Origin of the sequence: Janthinobacterium sp. ROICE36, assembly GCF_002869965.1 — a bacterium.
Classification (GTDB): domain Bacteria; phylum Pseudomonadota; class Gammaproteobacteria; order Burkholderiales; family Burkholderiaceae_D; genus Janthinobacterium.
Genome location: NZ_PEBS01000001.1, coordinates 146,194 through 165,917, shown reverse-complemented (window position 1 = coordinate 165,917; position 19,724 = coordinate 146,194). Strand labels below are relative to the sequence as shown.

Sequence of the window (19,724 nt, the reverse complement as noted above, 5' to 3'; positions counted from 1 at the left end):
GCGCGGACTGCCCTCGAAGTCGGTCCGCGCGTAGCCGAACATAATGGAGACACCATGGAAGTCGCTCAATTTCTACAATTTCTGTATTCCGGGATGACGGTCGGTTCCGCCTACGCGCTGGCGGCGCTGGGCTTTACCATCATCTACAACACCAGCGGCGTGATCAACTTCGCCCAGGGCGAGTTCATCATGCTGGGCGGGATGCTGGCCGCCGTGATGTCCGCCGCTGGCGTGCCGCTGCCGCTGGCCATCATCCTGGCCGTCATCGCCACGGGCCTGGTTGGCCTGTTGATGGAAAAAACCGTGATCGAGCCGGCGCAGAACGCGCAGGTCATCACCCTCTTGATCATCACCATCGGCGCCTCGCTGGTGCTGCGCGGCCTGGTGCAAATCTGGCTGGGCAAGGATACGCATACACTGCCTGCCTTTTCCGGCGACGCACCGATCGAATTCCTGGGCGCCAGCCTGCTGCCGCAAAGCCTGTGGGTGCTGGGTGTCACCGTCGTCATCGTGCGGGTGCTGGGCTGGTTTTTTGGCCGTACGCTGATGGGCAAGGCCATGCTGGCCACCTCGCACAACAAGCTGGCGGCGCAACTGGTGGGCATCAACACGCGCAAGGTGCTGCTGTTTTCGTTCGGCCTGTCGGCCCTGCTGGGTGCGGCCGGCGGCATCCTGGTCGCACCGATCACCTATACGTCGTATGACGCGGGCATCATGCTGGGCCTGAAAGGCTTTGTCGCCGCCGTACTCGGTGGCCTGGGTGGTGGTGCCGGCGCGATTGCCGGTGGCCTCATTCTCGGCATTGCCGAAGCCATGACGGCCGGTTACATCTCTTCGGCCTACAAGGACGCCGTGCCTTTTGTGCTGATCTTATTGATTCTGTTCTTCCTGCCGCAAGGCTTGTTTGGCGCTAAAAATTCGGAGCGAGTATGAAGACGTTCTTTACCCGTTCGCGCCATGGCGGGCTGCTGGTGCTGGCCCTGGTGCTGGCCATCCTGCCGCTGTTTCTCACCAACGCGTTCTACTATGACGTGGCGATCCGCATCGCGCTCAACGCCATCGTCGTCATTGGCCTGAACCTGCTGATGGGCTACACGGGCCAGATCAGCCTGGGCCACGCGGGTTTCTATGGCCTGGGCGCGTATGCGTCGGCCGTGCTGACCACGCATTACGGCTGGCCGCCGCTGGCCGCGCTGGCGGCGGGCGCCGTCGCTACTGGTCTGCTGGCGCTTTTGTTAGCCCGCCCTGTACTGAAGCTCAAGGGCCATACCCTGGCCATGGCGACCCTGGGGCTGGGCATCATCATTTCCATCGTCATCAACAACGAGACGCAATGGACTGGTGGTCCCGATGGCATCGGCGTGCCCGCCTTCACGGTGGCAGGCCTGGAAATCGCCGGTGAAAAATCGTGGTACCTGGTGTGCGCCGTGCTGCTGTTGCTCGTCACCTGGCTGGGCCTGAACCTGATCGACTCGCCCGTTGGGCGCGCGCTGCAGGCCATCCACGGTTCGGAAGTGGCGGCCCGCGTGGTCGGCGTCGACACCACCCGCTTCAAGGTGCGGGTGTTCGTGCTGTCGGCCGTCATCGCCAGCATTGCAGGGAGCATCAGCGCCCACTACATCGGTTTTATTACGCCTAACCTGGCCGGCTTCTTCCACTCCATCGAGCTGGTGACGATGGTCGTGGTGGGTGGCATGGCATCGATCTTCGGTTCTATCATCGGCGCGGCCCTGTTGACGATCCTGCCGCAACTGCTGTCCAGTTTTGAAGGCTGGGAAACGGTGGTGTTCGGCGCGATCCTGATGGCCACCATGATCTTCATGCCGAAAGGCCTGGTACCTAGCCTGGCCAGCCGTTCGCGCAAGCGGGCCGCCACGCCCAAGGCGCCCGTCAAATCCGCGCAGGAGGTGTGAGATGTTGACGATTAATAATCTGAGCAAGAGCTTTGGCGGCGTGCACGCGGTGCAGGACGTGAGCTTCACCGTCAAGGAAGGCAATATCCACTCCGTGATCGGGCCGAACGGCGCCGGCAAGACGACCTTGTTCAATTTGATCACGGGCGTCTACACGCCGACCAAGGGCGAGATTTTGCTGAATGGCGAAAACGTGGCTGCCATGCCGCCCGATGCGCTGGCGCGGCGTGGCATGAGCCGCACTTTCCAGAATCTACAGGTCTGCATGAACATGACGGCCATCGCCAATGTGATGGTGGGCGCGCATCTGCGCCTGAACCAGAACCTGTTTTCCTCCATGCTGCGTTTGCCGTCCGTGCGTCGTGCCGATGCGGCCTGCCGCGACGAGGCGGCCAGCCTGATGGAGTTTGTCGGCGTGGGGCGGCATATCGACGACGAGGCGGGACAGATGTCGTATGGGGCATTAAAACGCCTGGAAATCGCGCGCGCGCTGGCGGCCAAGCCGAAAGTGCTGCTGCTCGATGAACCGGCGGCTGGTTTGAACCATACCGAGACGGGCGAGATCGAAGCATTGATACGCAAGGTGGCGCAATCGGGCGTGACGGTGGTGCTGGTCGAGCATGACATGAAACTGGTGATGAATCTGTCAGACCATATTCTGGTGCTCGACTATGGCAAGAAGCTGGCCGAAGGGACCGCCGCCGAAGTGCGCGCCAATCCCGACGTGGTGGCGGCATATCTGGGAGTGGCTGCATGATGCAAAATGAAATTCAGGCTCCGCTGGTGCTCGATATCAAAGGGTTGACCAACCATTACGGCCGCATCCAGGCCCTGCACGGCATCGACCTGCAGGTGCGCCAGGGCCAGTTGGTGGCGCTGGTGGGCGCCAACGGCGCCGGCAAGACGACCCTGTTGCGGGCGATTTCGGGCGTGCAGCCGATCAGCGCGGGCAGCATCGCTTTCGCCGGCCAGGACGTCAGTCGCATGAGTGCGGACAGACGCGTGCGTGCCGGCATTTGCCAGGTGCCGGAAGGGCGGCAAGTGTTCGGCCCCATGACGGTGGAAGACAACTTGCGCCTGGGCGCCTTCACGCGCCCCGCACAGGACGTGGCGGGTGACATGGAGCGCATGTACGGACTGTTTCCCATCTTGAAGGAAAAGCGGCTGCTGCTGGCCGGCACGCTGTCCGGTGGACAGCAGCAGATGCTGGCCATGGCGCGCGCGCTGATGGGCCGCCCGCAACTGCTGCTGCTTGATGAGCCCAGCATGGGCCTGGCGCCCTTGCTGATCGCCGAAATCTTCCGCATCGTGGCCGAGTTGCGCGACCAGGGCATCACCATCTTCCTCGTCGAGCAGAACGCGCACGCCGCCCTGTCGATTGCCGACGTGGGCTATGTGATCGAGACTGGGGCCATCACCTTGTCCGGTCCCGGTCCCGAATTGCTGCATAACGAGCAGGTACAAAGCGCCTATCTGGGCATGTAAGGAGTCTGTATGGTCAAAGTGTATGAAATCAACGGCCTCACCCCCGTCGTCCACCCCAGCGCCTATGTGCATCCGAGTGCGGTATTGATCGGCGACGTGATCGTCGGCCCGCGCTGCTATATCGGTCCGCTTGCCTCGATCCGCGGCGACTTCGGCCGCCTGATCCTGGAAGAGGGCGCGAATTTGCAGGATACCTGCGTCATGCACGGTTTCCCCGGCTGCGACACGGTGGTCGAGACCGATGGCCACATCGGCCACGGTGCCGTGCTGCATGGCTGCCGCATCGGCCGCAACGCGCTGGTCGGCATGAACGCCGTGGTGATGGATAACGCCATCATCGGCGAGGAATCCATCGTCGCCGCCATGAGTTTCGTCAAGGCCGGCATGATCGTCGCGCCGCGCAGCATGGTCGTGGGTACGCCGGCCAAGGTGATACGGTTGCTCACCGACGATGAAATCAAATGGAAAAGCTCGGGCACCAGCCAGTATCACGAACTGGCCGTGCGCTCGATGCAGACGATGCGCGAAGTGGACGCCCTGACGGAAGTTGAGGCGAACCGCCAACGCCTCAATTTTGAATCCGCATTGCCGCTGCATTTGCACAAGAACGCCGCAGCGCAGTAAGCACGCAGTAAACCAACATAGGAGTAGTACACATGGTTCACATATCCACCCTGCAAAGCCTGATCGCCGGCCGCTGGCTGGGCGAAAACGCCGCCGTGCCCCTGCATAGCGCCTTGAACAACCGCGTGATCTATCACACGCATGCCGAGAAGATCGACTTCGACGAAGCCGTCACGTATGCCCGCAAGACGGGCGTGCCGGGTCTGATGGCGCTGGACTTCCAGCAGCGCGCCGCACGCTTGAAGGCGCTGGCCCTGTACCTGGTCGAGCGCAAGGAAGAACTGTATGCGATTTCGCACCTGTCGGGCGCCACGCGCGCCGACAGCTGGGTCGACATCGAGGGCGGCACGGGCACTCTGTTCGCCTACGCCAGCATGGGCAGCCATGAGCTGCCATCGTCGAACGTGCTGCACGAAGGCCCGGCCATCGCGCTGGGCAAGAAGGGCGGCTTCGCCGGCACGCACATCCTGGTGCCGCGCGGTGGCCTGGCCGTGCATATCAACGCTTTCAATTTCCCCATCTGGGGCTTGCTGGAAAAATTCGCGCCGAGTTTTCTCGCCGCCATGCCCTGTATCGCCAAGCCGGCCACGGCGACGAGCTATCTGACGCAAGCCGTCGTACGCATGATGCATGAATCGGGCTTGCTGCCGGCTGGCAGTTTGCAACTGGTGATCGGCTCCACGGGCGACTTGCTGGACCGTTTGAATGGACAGGACTTCGTCACGTTCACGGGATCGGCCGCCACGGCTGCCAAGCTGCGCACCAATCCGAACCTGATCGCCCAGTCCGTGCCCTTCAATGGCGAGGCCGATTCTCTCAACTGCGCCATCCTGGCGCCGGACGTCACGCCCGACGATGTGGAGTTCGACCTGTTCGTCAAGGAAGTCGTGCGCGAAATGACGGGCAAGTCGGGCCAGAAGTGCACGGCGATTCGCCGCATCATCGTGCCCGAGCACCTGATGGATGCCGTCGGCAGGCGCTTGCGCGAGCGCCTGGCCAAGGTGGTGGTGGGCGATCCGTCCATCGAAGGCGTGCGCATGGGCGCGCTGGCCTCGAAAGAGCAGCAGAACGATGTGGCGGAGCGGGTTGCTACGCTCTCGCAGGGTAATGAGGTGGTGTTTGGCGCGGCCGACGGCTTCCATCCCCTGGGTGATGGGGCACAGGATGGCAGCTTCTTTTCGCCGACCCTGCTGCTGTGCCGCGATGCCTTCGGCAACGACGCCGTGCATGATGTGGAGGCGTTCGGCCCCGTCAGCACCATGATGGGCTACACGGATATCGACGAGGCGCTGGCGCTGGCCGCGCGCGGCAAGGGCAGCCTGGTGAGTACGCTGGTGACGCGCGATCCGAAGATCGCCGCGCGCATGGTGCCGCAGGTGGCGGCCACGCATGGTCGCGTACACGTGCTCGAGCGCGTGGCCTCTGTCGATTCGACGGGCCACGGTTCGCCATTGCCGCAACTGAAGCACGGCGGCCCTGGCCGCGCGGGCGGCGGCGAAGAGCTGGGCGGCGTGCGCGCCGTGCGCCACTACCTGCAACGGGCAGCGGTGCAAGGTTCTCCGACCATGCTGGCGGCGATCACCGGCGAATACGTGCGCGGCGCGGACGTCAACGAAAGCCCGATCCACCCGTTCCGCAAGCATTTCGAGGATTTGAAGACGGGCGACTCGCTGCTCACGCACCGCCGCACCGTCAGCGAAGCGGACATCGTCGCCTTTGGCGGCATCTCGGGCGACTTCTTCTACATGCACTTCGACGAAATCGCGGCCAAGGAATCGCAGTTCGGCAAGCGCATCGCCCACGGCTATTTCGTGCTGTCGGCTGCCGCCGGCCTGTTCGTCTCGCCCGGCGTCGGCCCCGTGCTGGCCAACTATGGCCTGGATAACCTGCGCTTCGTTGCCCCCGTCGCCATCGGCGACACCATCCGTGCCCGGCTGACCTGCAAGCGCAAGGTCGACCGCAATCGCAAGGACGTGTTTGGCGTAGGCCAGGGCGTGGTCGCGTGGGACGTGCAGGTGACGAACCAGAACGAGGAACTGGTGGCCAGCTACGACATTTTGACCCTGGTGTCGAAGCGCGAATAAAGGTTTCTGGCAGGACCGGTTTGAACGGCGCCACCCGCGATTTTTGAGCGGATGGCGTTTTTTTTTAGCCGAGTTCTTTTTGTCTTGATTTATGCATAAGTGTATGAAAAATATAGCGAAAGTGTGGTTTTTCCCGCCTGCCCTTTAGATAAAATCCTCTAGAAAGCGTGTTTTTTGCATGAAAAATGGCGGAATCGTTAATTGCCTCAAGAAAACTTTCCAACGTAAAACCTTTTCTCTGTAGCATGGTTCCACTCACTGGTCACACCGTCATTCACGCCATGCATGGCGACGGCGGCGCAAAAAGGACCCGGCCTGTTATGGCCGGTGAGCCATCGACCTCGAGCCCAACTCCACGATTAACGTTCACCGCTACGGGTATTTAATTACTATGAATAAACACGTCCTGATTTTCCTGCTGGCCATGCCTCTGGCCATCAGCCATGCCTATGCCGAAGATGCTGCCAGCGGCCCTACCGTCAAGATCAGTGGTTACGGCACGGCCGCGCTGACCATGGCCGATACCGACAACGCGCAGTTCGCGCGTCCGAACCAGGCTGCCGGTGCGGGCCGCACTGCCCGCACCGGTGTCGATTCCAACCTGGGCTTGCAGGCGAACGTCACCGTCAACCCGTGGCTGTCGGCCACCGTGCAAGGCCTGGCGCGCAAGGATGGCGAGGATGATTTTGGCGCCGAACTTGCCTGGGCTTTTGCCAAGGCCAAGGTGTCGGACAGCTTCAGCGTGCGCGTTGGCCGCATGGGCCTGCCCATCTTCATGATTTCCGATTACCGTAACGTGGGCTATGCCAACACCATGCTGCGCCCGCCGGGAGAAATGTATTCGCAGGTGCCCCTCAACAGCATTGACGGCATCGACGGCACCTACCAGTTCAGCGCGGGCGACACCAGCATCACCACGCAGTTGGCGCTGGGCCGCACCAAGGCCACCCTGGCGACAGGGCCGGATTCGACCGTGCACGTGGAAGGCAAGTCCATCGTCGCTCTCAACGTGGTGGCCGAACATGGTCCCTTGACCCTGCGCTTCGGCCGTGCCGAAACCAAACTGACCATCGACGATTCCACCAGCCAGAATGCGCTGATCGGGGCTTTGCGCGCGGCTGGCGCCGGCTACAAGTTCGCCCAGCTGGGTGCCCTGGCCGACGCGCTGGTGGTGAAGGACAAGAAGGCATCATTCACTTCCGTGGGCATGGGCCTGGACTGGAACAATGTCCTGGTGCAGTCCGAGTATGCCAAGCGCAAGACGGACAGTTATATCAGCGACAGCACCTCGTGGTACGTGATGGGCGGCTACCACATCGGCGCCTTTTTGCCGTATTACAGCCATGCCAGCCTGAAGGCCGATGAGCGGGTGAATAACACCGTTCCGGCTGCCTGCCCGGCCGGTTATCCAGCCGCCTGCACGCCGACACTGCGCGCGCTGTCGGCCGGCGTCAATACCATGGCCAACACGCGCAACCAGCTGGAGCAATCGACGGACAGCATCGGCGTGCGCTGGGACTTTCACCGTTCGGCCGCCTTGAAGGTGCAGATCGACCGCATCAAGCCTAAGAATGGCCAGGGCCTGTTCGTGCAAGCCAAGCCGGGTTTCAGCGGCCCCGTCACGGTGGTGGCTGCCGCCATCGATTTCGTTTTCTAAGGAGCGCCGCATGAAACCATTTATTTTACATATGGCTGCCTTGCTCGCCTTGTCGATGAGCGTTCCCGCCATGGCCGAAGTGGTCGTGGTGGTCAATCCCAAAAGCGCCGCCGGCGCCATGACGAATGAACAGGTAGCGCAGTTCTTCCTCGGTAAATCGACGGCCATGACGCCGATCGACCAGCCGGAAGCTGCCGCCGTGCGCGCCGAGTTCTACAAGAAGGTGACGGACAAGGAACCGTCGCAGGCCAAGGCCCTGTGGTCCAAGCTGGTCTTCACGGGCAAGGCGACCTTGCCGAAAGAGGTGGCCAATAGCGCCGACGTGAAAAAGGCCGTGGCCGCCGATCCGAAAGCCATCGGCTATATCGAGAAGAGTGCCGTCGACGGCACCGTCAAAGTAGTGTTGACGGCGCCATAAAGCCGGCTCGGGCCGCGCGCCATGCGGCGGCCCGATAATTCATCAGAATCAGGAGACAGCAATGAGCATCAAACGCAAGATATGGGCGCTGCCCGTCGTCTCGGCCGTGATCTTCGGCCTGGGACTGGCCGTCAGTGCCTACCTGTCTACGGCCGCGCTCAATTCCATTCACGCCACTGAAAGCGCCGACTATCCCGTGCTCGACATGGCCAAGTCGCTGACGCTGGACGTGGCCTCCGTCGGTGATGGCTTGCGCGACGCCGTCAGCGAAGGCGACAAGGAGCGCATCGCGCAAGTCGATGGCCAGGCCGTCAAGCTGCGCGCCAAGCTGGCCGCCTTTGCGGCCATTCCCGGCCAGCGCGAGCACGGCCAGCAACTGGCGAAGGAGTTCGACGCCTACTATGTGCCGGCCCTGAGTGCGGCGCGCATTATGCTGGAGATGGAGCAGGGCGACCCGCAAGCCACCGTGGCCCGCATGCAGGGCGCGCTGGCGGCCCTGAGTGCCGACCTGGCCAAAACCAACGAGCAGGCGCAATTGCAATTCAAGGATGGCATCGCCCGCAGCGCGGCAAATGTGCGCCATGCCCTCAATACCAGCATCGCTGTGGCGCTGGCCGTCATTGTTTGCCTGGCGGCCGTGTCGCACTTTGTTGTGCGCGCCATCTGGCAGCAACTCGGCGGCGAGCCGGAATATGCGCGCCAGATCGCGCGCGCCGTGGCCGATGGCGACCTGTCGATGGAGATTGCCACCGAGGCGGGCGACCAGGCCAGTCTGCTGGCGGCCTTGAAGGAGATGCGCGGAAAATTGGGCGGCATGGTGGCCGATATCAAGGCTTCTGCTGAAACCATCCAGGTGGCCAGCGCGGAAATCGCGCAAGGCAATGCGGACCTGGCCGCGCGCACGGAGTCGCAGGCGGGCAGCTTGGACCAGACGGCGCGCGCCATGGATAGCCTGACGGTGACCGTGCGCGACAACGCGGCCAATGCGGGCCAGGCGCATGAACTGGTGGTGTCGGCTTCTTCTGTCGCCGTGAAAGGCGGGCAAGTGGTCAGCCAGGTGGTGACCACCATGGGTGAGATCAACGATTCGTCCAGGCGCATTGTCGACATCATCGGCGTCATTGACGGCATCGCCTTCCAGACGAATATCCTGGCCTTGAACGCGGCCGTCGAAGCGGCGCGCGCGGGCGAGCAGGGACGCGGCTTTGCCGTTGTGGCGTCCGAGGTGCGCAATCTGGCGCAGCGCAGCGCCGGCGCGGCCCGCGAAATCAAGGAATTGATTGGCGACTCGGTGGCCAGGGTGAATGTCGGCTCGAAGCTGGTCGACGAGGCGGGGCTGACCATGGGGCAGATCGTCGATTCCGTGAAAAAAGTGGCCGACATCATGGCCGAGATCAGCGCCGCAAGCCAGGCGCAAAGCGCCGGTATCGGCGATATCGGCGTGGCCATCGGCAGCATGGATCAAATGACGCAGCAAAACTCCGCGTTGGTGGAAGAGGCGTCAGCGGCGGCCGAATCGCTGCAGGAACAGGCCGTGCAACTGGGCACGGCGCTGGCCGTGTTCAAGCTGGTCCAAGGGCCGGCCGTTCCGGCGACACGGCGTTTGGCGTTGCGCTAATGCCGGGATCAGCGTTGTAAGCCGAACGGATCGTCGATGCTGTGTGCCGGTTCGGTGAACCAGCGCGGACCGCTTTCCGTCATGTAGAAATGGTCTTCGTGGCGGATGCCGAATTCGCCGGGGATGCAGATCATCGGCTCGTTCGAGAAACACATGCCCACGTCGAGCGGCGTGGTGTCATTGCCCACCAGGTAAGGCCATTCGTGGATATCGAGGCCGATACCGTGGCCCGTGCGGTGCGGTAGGCCCGGCAGCTTGTAACCGGGACCAAAGCCGTCTGCTTCCAGCGAGACGCGGGCGGCGCGGTCCACATCGCCGCAGGGCACACCCAGCTGTGCGGCGGCGAATGCTGCGGCCTGCGCCGCCTTTTCGCTGTTCCACACGCTGCGCTGGCGCGCGCTGATGGCGCCAAACACATAGGTGCGCGTGATGTCGGAGATGTAGTTCATCACCTGGCAGCCCGTGTCGATCAGCACCGTGTCGCCAGCTTTTAACGTTTGCACATAATTGACGCCATGCGGGTAGGCCGTCGCTTCGCCGAACAGCACGATGCAAAAATACGAGCGGGGCGCTCCCACCTTGCGGTGCGCGCGCTGGATGAATTCCTCTACTTCCACCGTCGTGATGCCTTCGTACAGCATGCTGGCCGTGGCCACGTGTACGGCCAGGGTCATGTCCATCACGCGCTGCATCAGGGCGATTTCCGCCGCTGACTTGCGGCTGCGGCAGTAGGCTGTCACGGCGCGCGCGTTTTCCAGTGCATAGCCGGCGGCCAGCGGGCGGATGCCGTCATAGATGAAGAAGGCGGCGCTTTCGCAGATGCCCACGCGCGGCGGCTGGTTCGCGTCTTGCGCTACGCCCATGCGCGCCAGCACGTCGACGAACAGCTGGTACGGGCTCTCATGCTCTTCCCAACAATTGACACGGCCTTCGATGAGCATGACGCCTTGCAAGGTGCTTTCCTCGAAGGCGGGGGCGATGTATTCGAGCGCGCCATTGGCCGGCAGGATGGCGCCTACCATGCGCTCGCTGGCATACCATTTGGTGCCCGTGAAATAGGTGAGGTTGGCGCCCGCGTTCAGGTAGATCGCGGCGATGCCTTGCTTGCGCATGAACGCTTGCGCCTTGGCGATGCGCCGTGCATGTTCGTCCTTGCCGATGGCGACCATGCCGCCCGTCATGTCCGACAGCGATGCCAATGCCTGTTCGATGGAAATGCCACCTATGCTCATGCCTGCCCCTTTGTTCGATGTGTGATACGGAAAGGACGCATGTTATCAGTTTGCGCCTTTCGGCTTGAGTCCGGGCGCGCCGCCGGCGGCATCGGGTGGGGCCAGCACCAGGTCGTGCGGATACGTGAAGTGCCAGTCCGCGTAGCGCTGCTTGCGGCGCAGGCTGGCGTCTTCGTCGAGAAAATTGTCCTGCTTGATGGGGATCTGCGGCGACAGCGAATGGATGCCGACGATGCGTCCTTCCTGCCGCAGCACGCCCCATTCCGCCTTGCCTGTGACGGGGTCCGCGTACAGACGGCGCAAGTGCCGTCGGGCGTTGGCAAAGCGGGGATCGCGCAGCAATTCCTGCAAGGTCAAGGGGTAGCGGGGCCGGCCATCGCCCGGCGTGCTGTCGTAGTAGCGCCCCAGCGCGTTGCGGAACTCATGGCCGATGAACAGCAGTTCGCGCTCCTTGTCGCGCCGCGCAGCCGTGGCATGCAATTCGCTGGCCAGTACCATGCCCACGCCCATGAAGGCGACCAGCATCAGGGTCCAGATATACGCGAAGCCCAGTGCACGGCGCCGGAACCTAGAGCTGCTCAAAGGGTATGCCCTCGCGTGTCTTGCCCTTGGCGCCGCTGCGCACGTCGGCCACGCCGCCGATTTCGCCATTCGGCGAAGGGATCAGCTGCCAGGTGGCGGCGGACTCCGTGACGGGATCCAGCGGCACGCTGCGGAAGTAATGGTGGGTCACCAGGTCGGCCAGGGCGGCCGGATACTCGCCCTTGTCGGCATAGTATTTATCCAGGCCGCTCCTGAGCACCTGCAGGTTTTCCTTCAGTACGACTTCCTTGGACTTTTCCACCGAGCCGAAATAGCGGGGAATGGCGATCGTCAGCAGCAGCGAGATGATCGCCAGCACCACCAGCAGTTCGACCAGCGTAAAACCGCGCCGCGGGGATGAATAAGGCATCGACATCACCATTCCTTGAGCGGCACGCCGTTCAGGCCCACCTTGGTCGAGCGCGAGGCGACGTCGAACACGTCTTCGCCTTCGCTGGGATTGTCGGGCGGCGAGGCATAGGCGCGCTTGTTCCAGCTATCGGCGGCACTGCCTTCTTCCCTGGGCTGTAACGGGTCGCGCGGCAGGCGGCGCAAAAAATAGATGTTCTGCTTCGAAACGCTGCGCTGGTCGGGCACGCCCTCGACCAGTTCATCGAGTTTTTTCGGATAACCGGATCCTCCCAGCGACAGCTTGATGCGGCCATTGTCCGAGGCGCGCTTGTAGGCATCGATAGCCTCGCGTATCTCGATCAGGGCGCTGCGCAATTGCTGTTCCTTCGCCCTTTGCTGCGCCACTTGCACCATCGGCACGGCCACCGTGGCCAGGGTCGCCATGATCGCCAGGGTGATCATCAGCTCGATGAAGGTAAAGCCCTGTTGCTTCACTGGCCACCTTTGCTGGCCTTGTCGCCGGCGGCCGGCGCTTCGTCGCCGCCCGTCATGGACGAGCCGCTGCGCGGGGCGGCCTGCTCGGGCGCGACGATAGCCTCAGGGCTGCCGCCCACGCTGGCGCGGCCGCCCACGGATGCTTCGGTGCCGGAGTTGAATTCGGCCGTCATCAGGTCCGGACGGCGGATGCTGCGCAGCAGGCGCGGCGTGATCGACAGCACGATCTCGCTGCGCATGGCGTCATCCTTCTGGCTGCCAAACAGGCGGTTCAGCATCGGGAGCTCGCCTACGCTGGGCACCTTGTTGGCCGTACCCCTGTCCTCGTTGCTGATCAGGCCCGCCAGCACCTGCGTCTCGCCATCCTTCAGGCGCAGCACGGTGGAAGCACTGCGCGTGCCGATCTGGTACGCCTGCGTGCCCGTCTTGCTGATCACTTCCTTGACCACGTTCGACACTTCCAGGTTGATCTTGATGGCCACCTCGTCGTCCAGGTAGACGTTCGGCTCGACGTCGAGCTTCAAGCCCACGTCGATGTAATTGACGCTGTCGGAACTGACGCCGTTATTCGTCGTGACGGTAATGACGGGCACGCGGTCGCCGATCAGGATCTTGGCCTTTTCCTTGTTGCGCACGCGGATGCGCGGGTTGGCCAGGATGTTGCTGTCGCTATCGGTCTTGTTGGCGTTGAGCGTCACGCCGCCGATGCCCAGGTTGATGTTCTCGCCATTGATGCGGTGCAGGTCGGCCACTTTCAGGCCGCCCAGGCCTCCCGTGCTACCTGCGATGCCGGCCAAGGTCAGGCTGGCCTGGTCTGGCCAGCGCACGCCCAGTTCCATCAGGCGCGTGCGCTTCACTTCCAGCACCTCCACTTCCAGCATCACTTCCGGGTCGGCCAGGTCCTGCACGTTGATGATGCGTTCGGCCATACGCACCATTTCCGGCGTATCGCGCAGCATGATGATGCCCAGGCGTTCATCGGTGACGACGTCCTTGGCCTTGAGCAGGGTCTTGATGGAAAACGCCACCGTCTTGACGTCGGCATTGGCGAGAAAGAAGGTGCGTACCACCAGTTGCTGGTACTCCTTCACCTTTTGCGGCGTGTTCGGGTAGATCGTGATCGACTTGTCGCTGGTGACGCTTTGTTCCAGCTGGTTGGCGCCCAGCAGCATGGCAATCGCTTCTTCGATGCTGGTGTCGCGCACGGAAATGGTGGCGCGCAGGGTCGGGTCGACTTCCTTGTCGAAGACGAAGTTCAGGCCCGACACCTTGCTGAGAAGATCGAAGACGGAGCGCAGGGGCGCGTCGCGAAATTCGAGGGTCACAGGTTTGCGATAGGCGGCCGCCAGCTTGCCGCCGGCCGGCCGGGCGCTGGCCTGCGCGTCGCCGATGCGGCTTTTCAGGGCCAGCGCCTCGCGCTGCGCGGGGCGTTCCTGCAACACCTGGCGCAAGGCTTCCTGCGCCTGCGCGATATTCGCTTCGCCGCCGCGCTGATAGCTGGCCTGCGCTTCCTGCACCAGCTTGCGGTGCCGCTCATCCTGCGCCACGCCGGCCAGGCCCCGCTGCGCCACGTCATTGCTGGCGTCCAGCGTCAGCGCCTGCTGGTACAGCGCTTGCGCTTCGGGCAGCTTGCCCTGCTGGCGCAGCGCCTCGGCGCGTCCGTTCAGGCTATTGAGCGCGCGCATCCTGCCGTTGGTGACGGCGATGCGGTACTTGGCGTTGGTCGGCTCGGCTTGCGCCGCCTGTTCCAGCAGGGCCAGGCCCTGTTCCGTGCGGCCTGCGCCCAGCATGGCCTGGCCGTCGTTGTAGGCTTGGTTACCGGCGCAGGCGGCCAGCAGGGATAGCATCGGGAGCAGGGCGAAGGTGGCTGACATGCGTTGTGCGCGTTGTTTCAATTGAGATCCCCTACGGCGAGTGTCTGTTTCAGGTTGAGCGGCAGATAGGTAAATTGCAGTGCGCCTTGCACCACACCGTCGAAGCGGTAGCGCTCTTCGAGCATGTCGCCGGGGCGCGCCACCACGTTGCGTTCGCCCGCCTGCAGGAAGTAGGCTGCCTTGCCTTCGTCGACGAAGCGGCCGAGGAATTGAAAGGGCAGCGGTGGCGGCGCGTTCGCATCGACGCGGGCAGCGGGGTGTGCCGCCTGGGCTGCCTGCTGGTCGAGCATGATCTTTTTCGGTGTCTCCGGCTGCCAGCTTTGCTTGGCGAACAAGGTGGCCGCTTCCTCGTCCTCGAGCGCACGACGTGGATGGATGGCCAGCGCGCGATCGGTTTGCGCAGCGGCGACTGCAGCGATAGGCGCGACCGCCACCCGCTCCACCTGGCGCGTGGTGGCCGTGGCCGGGCCCACGATGCTGCCCTCGTCTTCGGGGGCGAAGAGGGCGGCCAGCAAGGTCGCCACGGCGGCGGCTCCCAGTACGGATTTTTTCATCGGCGTACCTCCGCCTTTTTCACCAGCAAGATGAACTGGATGCGCGCATCGATCTCGCCCGCCTCGATCTGCTCGCGCTTGAAGAGCACAGAGTCGAGCGTCAGGGTGGGCAGCGCCTGCAGGGCATCGACGATAAAGGTTTGCAGCTGCGCGTATTCAGCCTTCACGGGCAGGGTGATCTGGTAGCGCAAAAAGGCCGTGCTGCCATCCTCCTGCGGCTTGTAGTCGGCCTTGGACAGGGTGACGCCGCTCTTTTGCGCCACCTCCAGCAATGCCTTCAGTTGTTCGGGGATGCTGTCATGCGCGGGCAGGTAGGCGTGGAAGGCGGCCAGGCTGTCCGCATCGGCATCGAGCGTGACGGCCGCCGGCGGCAGCGCCGCCTGTTTCGCCATCATGGCCAGCTGTGTACGTAATTGCTGCTGGCGTTCGGCCAAGGCGTCGCCCTGCCACACGCAAAAGATGGCCAGCACCAGGCAGGCCGCGCCGACGGCGCAAGGCCAGCCCAGGCTACGCCACAGCCGTTGCGCTTCCCACTGCAAGCGCGTCGGCATGCGCAGCTGCAGGCGTGGACGGGCCATGGCTGCGCTGGCTTTTGACACGGGTTTTATTGCCGCCATTGTGCCTCCAGCTGAAAACGATACGCGTGCTCCGGCGTATTGGCGTTCATCTCGTGTTTGAGCAAATACACGGAGCTGAACATGGGTTGCTGGTTCAGGAAGGCCAGGTAGTTGAGCATGTCCTGCGGCGTCTCCGCTTCGGCGGCGATTTTCAGGACACTGGCGCCATCCTGTCCCTGCTGCGCATTCAGGTCCAGCCCCAGGAGCGCCACGCGCACGTCGCGCGGCGCCTGCACCGTCCTGACCAGGCGTGTGACGGGCAAGTTAAGCTGGCGCACGGCGGCAGCCACCTGTTTCAGTTCGAGGTCGCGTTCGCGCTGCTGGCTCGCCGAGAGAGGGGCGCGCATGGCGCGTGCGGGCTGCAGCTGCGCAAGCTGCGCTTCCAGGCGCCGCGTTTCCTGCGCCTGCACCAGCCAGTACACGGCGGCCGGCAGAAGCATCAAGCCGCCCGCCAGGCACAGGGCCAGGCGCCAGCCCTTGAAGGTCTGCTTTGCTCCGGGCGGCAAGAATTCCAGATGGCTCAGGCCCATGCGGCCTCCCGCATCAGGTGCGCGGCGCCGGCCACGGGAACGGGCTGGAAGCGTTCGGGCACGTTCGCTTGCGGCACGCCGCTCAAGTCGAGCAGCGCCACGTGTTCGATGGCGTCGAGCTGCGGCGCGCGCAAGTTCCAGCGCCGCCACGCGCTATCCAGTTCGTCGCCCCAGGCGGCGCCGCAGGACTGGCTGTGCAGGGCCGTGATGCGCCCGCCGCTCGTCGTTGCCAGCAGCAGCCGTCCCATTTCCACGAGGGCGAAGGCGTTTGGTTTGCCGCCGGCGATGCTGCGCCAGGCCGGCCCGACGATGGGTTCGATGGACAGGCAGCGCCGGCCATGCGCGGCCGCCACCTCCTGCACGCCTTGCAGCAAGTCCCCATCGATGCCGCAGGCCAGGCGCGGCTTGCCATAGGGCGCGTCGTCGGCAGCCAGGCGCCAGGCGCGCGCGCCGTCGCCATAGACGGCAGCGAACTGGCTGTGCAGGAAGCGCTGTGCGCTGCTCCGGTCGAGCAAGGCGCCGCTCCACGGCACCACCAGCATGGCGCACCAGCGGCTGGCCAGGCTGACGGCCAGCGGCAGTTTTTTGCCGCCATCCTGTTCGAGCCAGCCGCGCAGGGCGGCCAGCGCCACTTCCCAGCTGGCGTCGGGGTTCGGGATCGGCAGGTGGAAGGCGCTGTCGGGCAAGGGACGGCCGGCGCGGCGCAGCACGCCGTGCAAGCCGTGTGGCGCCAGGTGCAGGCACACGGTGGCGCGGGTAAGGCGTTCAATAAGTGACACGATTGAGCTCCGCTAAAGTGGTTTCGCCGCGCCGCACCAGGTCCAGACCCGCTTCGCGCGCCAGGCGAAAACCGTTGCGCGCCGCTTCTTCCTTCATCTGGCTCAGGGGCGCGCGCGTGCAGATCATTTCGCGCATGGCATCGCTGAGCATCAAGACCTCGGCGACGGCCTTGCGGCCCTTGTAGCCGGTGCCACGGCAATGGCCGCAGCCCTTGCCGGCCATGAACTGCCAGTCCTGCACCTGATGCAGGGCCAGACCGCTGTCGCGCAATTGCTGCGCATCGGCCAGTACCTCGGCGCTGGCGTCGACGGCGCAATGGGCGCAATTGAGGCGCAGCAGGCGCTGCGCCACGATGCCGTTCAGGGCCGCCGCAAAGCTGTAGGCATCGACCCCCATGTGCAGGAAGCGGCCCACCACATCAAAGACATTGTTCGCGTGCACGGTGGTAAACACCAGGTGGCCCGTGAGCGCGGCCTGCACGGCGATCTGCGCCGTTTCGTCATCGCGGATCTCGCCGATCATGATCTTGTCGGGATCGTGGCGCAGGATGGAGCGCAGGCCGCGCGCAAACGTCAGTCCCTTTTTTTCGTTGACGGGGATCTGCAGCACGCGCGGCAGCCGGTATTCGACGGGGTCTTCGATGGTGACGATCTTGTCGCGCCCCGTGTTGATTTCCGTGATGGCCGCGTACAGGGTGGTGGTCTTGCCCGAGCCCGTGGGCCCCGTCACCAGCAGCATGCCGTGCGGCTTGGCGGCCAGGCGGCGTATCTGCTCGATGGCATCTTCGTTCAGGCCCAGGCTTTCCAGCCGCAGCGCCTGCGCCGCCTCCGTCAGCGCGCGCCGGTCCAGCAGGCGCAGCACGGCATCTTCGCCAAAGATATTGGGCATGATGGAAACGCGAAAATCGATCTCCGCCCCTTTCACGCGCACCTTGAAGCGGCCATCCTGCGGGACGCGCCGTTCTGCGATGTCGAGATCGGCCATGACCTTGATGCGCGAGATGATCTGCTCGGCCATCGCCAGTCCCTGCACCTGGCCCGCCTGCACCAGCACGCCGTCGACGCGGTATTTGATGACCAGGCTGGCCACGTCGCATTCGAGGTGGATGTCGCTGGCCTGGAATTTCAGGGCGTCGTAGATGGTGGAGTTCACCAGTTTCACCACCGGGCTGCTGTCCTCGCTGATGCGAATAAGCGAGATGTCTTCGATGCTCTGGTCGAGTCCCGGCACGTCATCGCCATGTTGCATCTCCTGCATCGCCTGCTGCACGCTTTCCTGTTGCAGCAAATAGGCGGCCAGGTCGTCCGGGTGGGCCAACGCCACCGTGAAGGGCGTGGACAGGGCAAAGTCCGCCCATTGCAGCAAGTCTTCGGCAAACGGGTTGCCGATGATGAGCACGGGCGGCGCGCCGGGAACGCCCGGTTGCAGCAGCACGCAGTCGCGTTGGGCGCAATCGGTGTAGGGCAGCAGGGCAAAGGCGGGCAAGGCGGCCTGCAGCTCGGCCATCGTCCACGCCGGGTAGCGGAACAGGGCGGCCAGCTGGCGCAAAAAGACTTCAGGCGGCAGGGCCGCCGTTTCCTGCAGCACGGCCATCTGCGGACGACCCTGTTCCAGCGCGCTGGCGTGGGCCCGGCGCAGCATGGCCGCATCGAGCACGGTGCGTTCTTCGTCGCGTGCGTTCATGACATGAACTTCAAGATAAGCTCCCGGCCAGTTCAAAGATAGGCATGTACATCAGCACCACTACGCCGCCGATCACCACGCCGATGATGGTCATCAGCAGCGGTTCGAGCAGGCGCGACGCCCAGTCCACCCAGCGGGCGAATTCCTCGTCGTGGAACTTGGCCGAGCGTTCCAGCATGTCGCCCAGGCGGCCCGTGTTCTCTCCGACTTTCAGCAGCGATTGCGCCACCGGCGTGGCCATGCCGGCGTGTTCCAGCGCTGTGGAAAACGGCATGCCCTCCTGCACGGCGCGGCGCGCCTGCGCCAGCTGTTCCTGCTGCGCCGGCAGCAGCATGGGGCCGACCATGGCCAGCGCCTTGTGCAGCGGGATGCCCGCGTGCAGCAGCAGGCTCAGGGCGCGGTAGAAGCGGGCCAGGCGAAATTCTGCCGCCTTCCCGGCCAGCACGGGCAGGCGCAAGAGGCGCAAGACCATGGCCTGGCGCGCACCGGCACTGGCGATGCCGAAGACCACGGCGGCCACCACAGCGGCCAGCGCCGTGGCGCACAGCAGCGGATGCGCGGCCAGGGTCTGGCCAAAGCCCAGCAGCATTTGCGACATCCAGGGAATTTCGCGGCCCGAGCTTTCATAGACGACGCTGAATTTGGGCACCACGTAGCCGAGCAGGAACAGCGTCACCAGGCCCCCGACGACGAGCAGCATGCACGGATAGATGGCGGCCGAAATGAGTTTTTTGCGGATGGCGTCGAATTGCAGCTGGTAGCCGACAAAGCGCGCCAGCGCCTCGGGCAGGTTGCCCGAGCGTTCGGCCGCATGCACGGTGGCGATGTAAATATCGGGGAAGATGTCGGGGAAACCGGCCAGGGTGTCGGAAAAGCTTAGCCCCTGCTGCAAGGTGAGCACGATGGCGGCCAGGGTGGCCTTGGCGCCGGTGCGCGTTTCCTTGTTGTGCAGGGTGGCCATGGCCTCGCCCAGGTTCAGGCCCGCTTCGAGCAGGGCCAGCAGCTCCTGGCTGAATTGCAGCAGGGGCAGGCCCTGTTTGCCCGGGCGCAGTGCGATGCCCACGTCCTGCGCACAGTCATCATCGACGGCCAGCACGCGCCAGCCACCGCGCACGGCCGCGCGGATCGCCTCTGCCTCGCTGGCGGCGTCGATGGCCAGCGCCTGGCTGCCCGCCGGACCCTGCACCTGGAGGTGGAACTGCATCGCCGGCTCAAGCGAGCATGATG

20 protein-coding genes are annotated in these 19,724 nt (G+C 64.1%); 9 read left to right on the top strand and 11 right to left on the bottom strand.

Annotated features, from left to right (window positions below; genetic code table 11):
* The first annotated feature begins 54 nt into the window (after positions 1 to 54).
* From CSZ94_RS00695 to CSZ94_RS00655, 9 genes are all read left to right on the top strand, one after another.
* Positions 55 to 933 (top strand): branched-chain amino acid ABC transporter permease, encoded by an 879-nt coding sequence (locus CSZ94_RS00695; RefSeq protein WP_102119720.1) that lies wholly within the window; start codon positions 55 to 57, stop codon positions 931 to 933.
* Positions 930 to 1,913 carry a branched-chain amino acid ABC transporter permease gene (locus tag CSZ94_RS00690; RefSeq protein ID WP_102119719.1) on the top strand — a complete coding sequence of 328 codons (984 nt, stop codon included), beginning with the start codon at positions 930 to 932 and terminating at the stop codon, positions 1,911 to 1,913. The genes CSZ94_RS00695 and CSZ94_RS00690 overlap by 4 nt, the downstream gene beginning before the upstream one ends.
* A 1-nt stretch (position 1,914) precedes the next feature.
* Positions 1,915 to 2,670, top strand: a complete 756-nt coding sequence (locus tag CSZ94_RS00685; protein WP_102119718.1) for an ABC transporter ATP-binding protein — start codon at positions 1,915 to 1,917, stop codon at positions 2,668 to 2,670.
* Positions 2,670 to 3,398 carry an ABC transporter ATP-binding protein gene (locus CSZ94_RS00680; protein ID WP_102119786.1) on the top strand — a complete coding sequence of 243 codons (729 nt, stop codon included), beginning with the start codon at positions 2,670 to 2,672 and terminating at the stop codon, positions 3,396 to 3,398. Before CSZ94_RS00685 ends, CSZ94_RS00680 begins: the two co-directional genes overlap by 1 nt.
* A gap of 9 nt (positions 3,399 to 3,407) precedes the next feature.
* Complete coding sequence (gene paaY / locus CSZ94_RS00675; protein ID WP_102119717.1) at positions 3,408 to 4,022, top strand: phenylacetic acid degradation protein PaaY; 615 nt, start codon at positions 3,408 to 3,410, stop codon at positions 4,020 to 4,022.
* A gap of 32 nt (positions 4,023 to 4,054) precedes the next feature.
* Complete coding sequence (paaZ, locus tag CSZ94_RS00670; RefSeq protein ID WP_102119716.1) at positions 4,055 to 6,106, top strand: phenylacetic acid degradation bifunctional protein PaaZ; 2,052 nt, start codon at positions 4,055 to 4,057, stop codon at positions 6,104 to 6,106.
* Positions 6,107 to 6,497: 391 nt separating this feature from the next.
* Positions 6,498 to 7,763 carry a hypothetical protein gene (locus tag CSZ94_RS00665; RefSeq protein WP_102119715.1) on the top strand — a complete coding sequence of 422 codons (1,266 nt, stop codon included), beginning with the start codon at positions 6,498 to 6,500 and terminating at the stop codon, positions 7,761 to 7,763.
* 10 nt (positions 7,764 to 7,773) lie between these two features.
* A complete protein-coding gene (locus CSZ94_RS00660; RefSeq protein ID WP_102119714.1) occupies positions 7,774 to 8,181 on the top strand; it encodes a hypothetical protein in 408 nt (135 codons plus the stop codon).
* Between the two features lie 61 nt (positions 8,182 to 8,242).
* The gene (locus CSZ94_RS00655) at positions 8,243 to 9,799 is read left to right on the top strand and encodes a methyl-accepting chemotaxis protein (RefSeq protein WP_102119713.1); all 1,557 of its coding nucleotides are present in this window, start codon (positions 8,243 to 8,245) and stop codon (positions 9,797 to 9,799) included.
* Between the two features lie 8 nt (positions 9,800 to 9,807).
* On the opposite strand, the gene CSZ94_RS00650 is transcribed toward CSZ94_RS00655, so the two are convergent.
* The 11 genes from CSZ94_RS00650 to CSZ94_RS00600 are packed head-to-tail and all read right to left on the bottom strand — an operon-like array spanning position 9,808 to position 19,701.
* A complete protein-coding gene (locus CSZ94_RS00650) occupies positions 9,808 to 11,031 on the bottom strand; it encodes a M24 family metallopeptidase (protein WP_102119712.1) in 1,224 nt (407 codons plus the stop codon).
* Positions 11,032 to 11,076: 45 nt separating this feature from the next.
* Complete coding sequence (locus tag CSZ94_RS00645; protein WP_258000698.1) at positions 11,077 to 11,613, bottom strand: type II secretion system protein; 537 nt, start codon at positions 11,611 to 11,613, stop codon at positions 11,077 to 11,079.
* Positions 11,600 to 11,989 carry a type IV pilin protein gene (locus CSZ94_RS00640; RefSeq protein ID WP_219725952.1) on the bottom strand — a complete coding sequence of 130 codons (390 nt, stop codon included), beginning with the start codon at positions 11,987 to 11,989 and terminating at the stop codon, positions 11,600 to 11,602. Before CSZ94_RS00640 ends, CSZ94_RS00645 begins: the two co-directional genes overlap by 14 nt.
* Positions 11,989 to 12,459 (bottom strand): type II secretion system protein, encoded by a 471-nt coding sequence (locus CSZ94_RS00635; protein ID WP_258000697.1) that lies wholly within the window; start codon positions 12,457 to 12,459, stop codon positions 11,989 to 11,991. The genes CSZ94_RS00640 and CSZ94_RS00635 overlap by 1 nt, the downstream gene beginning before the upstream one ends.
* On the bottom strand, positions 12,456 to 14,333 hold the full coding sequence (locus CSZ94_RS00630) for a general secretion pathway protein GspD (RefSeq protein WP_102119709.1): 1,878 nt from the start codon (positions 14,331 to 14,333) through the stop codon (positions 12,456 to 12,458). Before CSZ94_RS00630 ends, CSZ94_RS00635 begins: the two co-directional genes overlap by 4 nt.
* A 17-nt stretch (positions 14,334 to 14,350) precedes the next feature.
* Positions 14,351 to 14,887, bottom strand: coding sequence for a hypothetical protein (locus CSZ94_RS00625; RefSeq protein WP_102119708.1), 537 nt, complete (start codon positions 14,885 to 14,887; stop codon positions 14,351 to 14,353).
* A complete protein-coding gene (gene pilO / locus CSZ94_RS00620) occupies positions 14,884 to 15,504 on the bottom strand; it encodes a type 4a pilus biogenesis protein PilO (RefSeq protein ID WP_102119707.1) in 621 nt (206 codons plus the stop codon). The genes CSZ94_RS00625 and pilO overlap by 4 nt, the downstream gene beginning before the upstream one ends.
* Positions 15,492 to 16,034 carry a hypothetical protein gene (locus CSZ94_RS00615; RefSeq protein ID WP_102119706.1) on the bottom strand — a complete coding sequence of 181 codons (543 nt, stop codon included), beginning with the start codon at positions 16,032 to 16,034 and terminating at the stop codon, positions 15,492 to 15,494. Before CSZ94_RS00615 ends, pilO begins: the two co-directional genes overlap by 13 nt.
* Positions 16,025 to 16,813, bottom strand: a complete 789-nt coding sequence (locus tag CSZ94_RS00610) for a hypothetical protein (protein WP_146009704.1) — start codon at positions 16,811 to 16,813, stop codon at positions 16,025 to 16,027. The genes CSZ94_RS00615 and CSZ94_RS00610 overlap by 10 nt, the downstream gene beginning before the upstream one ends.
* A complete protein-coding gene (locus CSZ94_RS00605) occupies positions 16,800 to 18,497 on the bottom strand; it encodes a GspE/PulE family protein (protein ID WP_102119704.1) in 1,698 nt (565 codons plus the stop codon). The genes CSZ94_RS00610 and CSZ94_RS00605 overlap by 14 nt, the downstream gene beginning before the upstream one ends.
* A 10-nt stretch (positions 18,498 to 18,507) precedes the next feature.
* The gene (locus CSZ94_RS00600; protein ID WP_102119703.1) at positions 18,508 to 19,701 is read right to left on the bottom strand and encodes a type II secretion system F family protein; all 1,194 of its coding nucleotides are present in this window, start codon (positions 19,699 to 19,701) and stop codon (positions 18,508 to 18,510) included.
* Positions 19,702 to 19,724 lie beyond the last annotated feature (23 nt).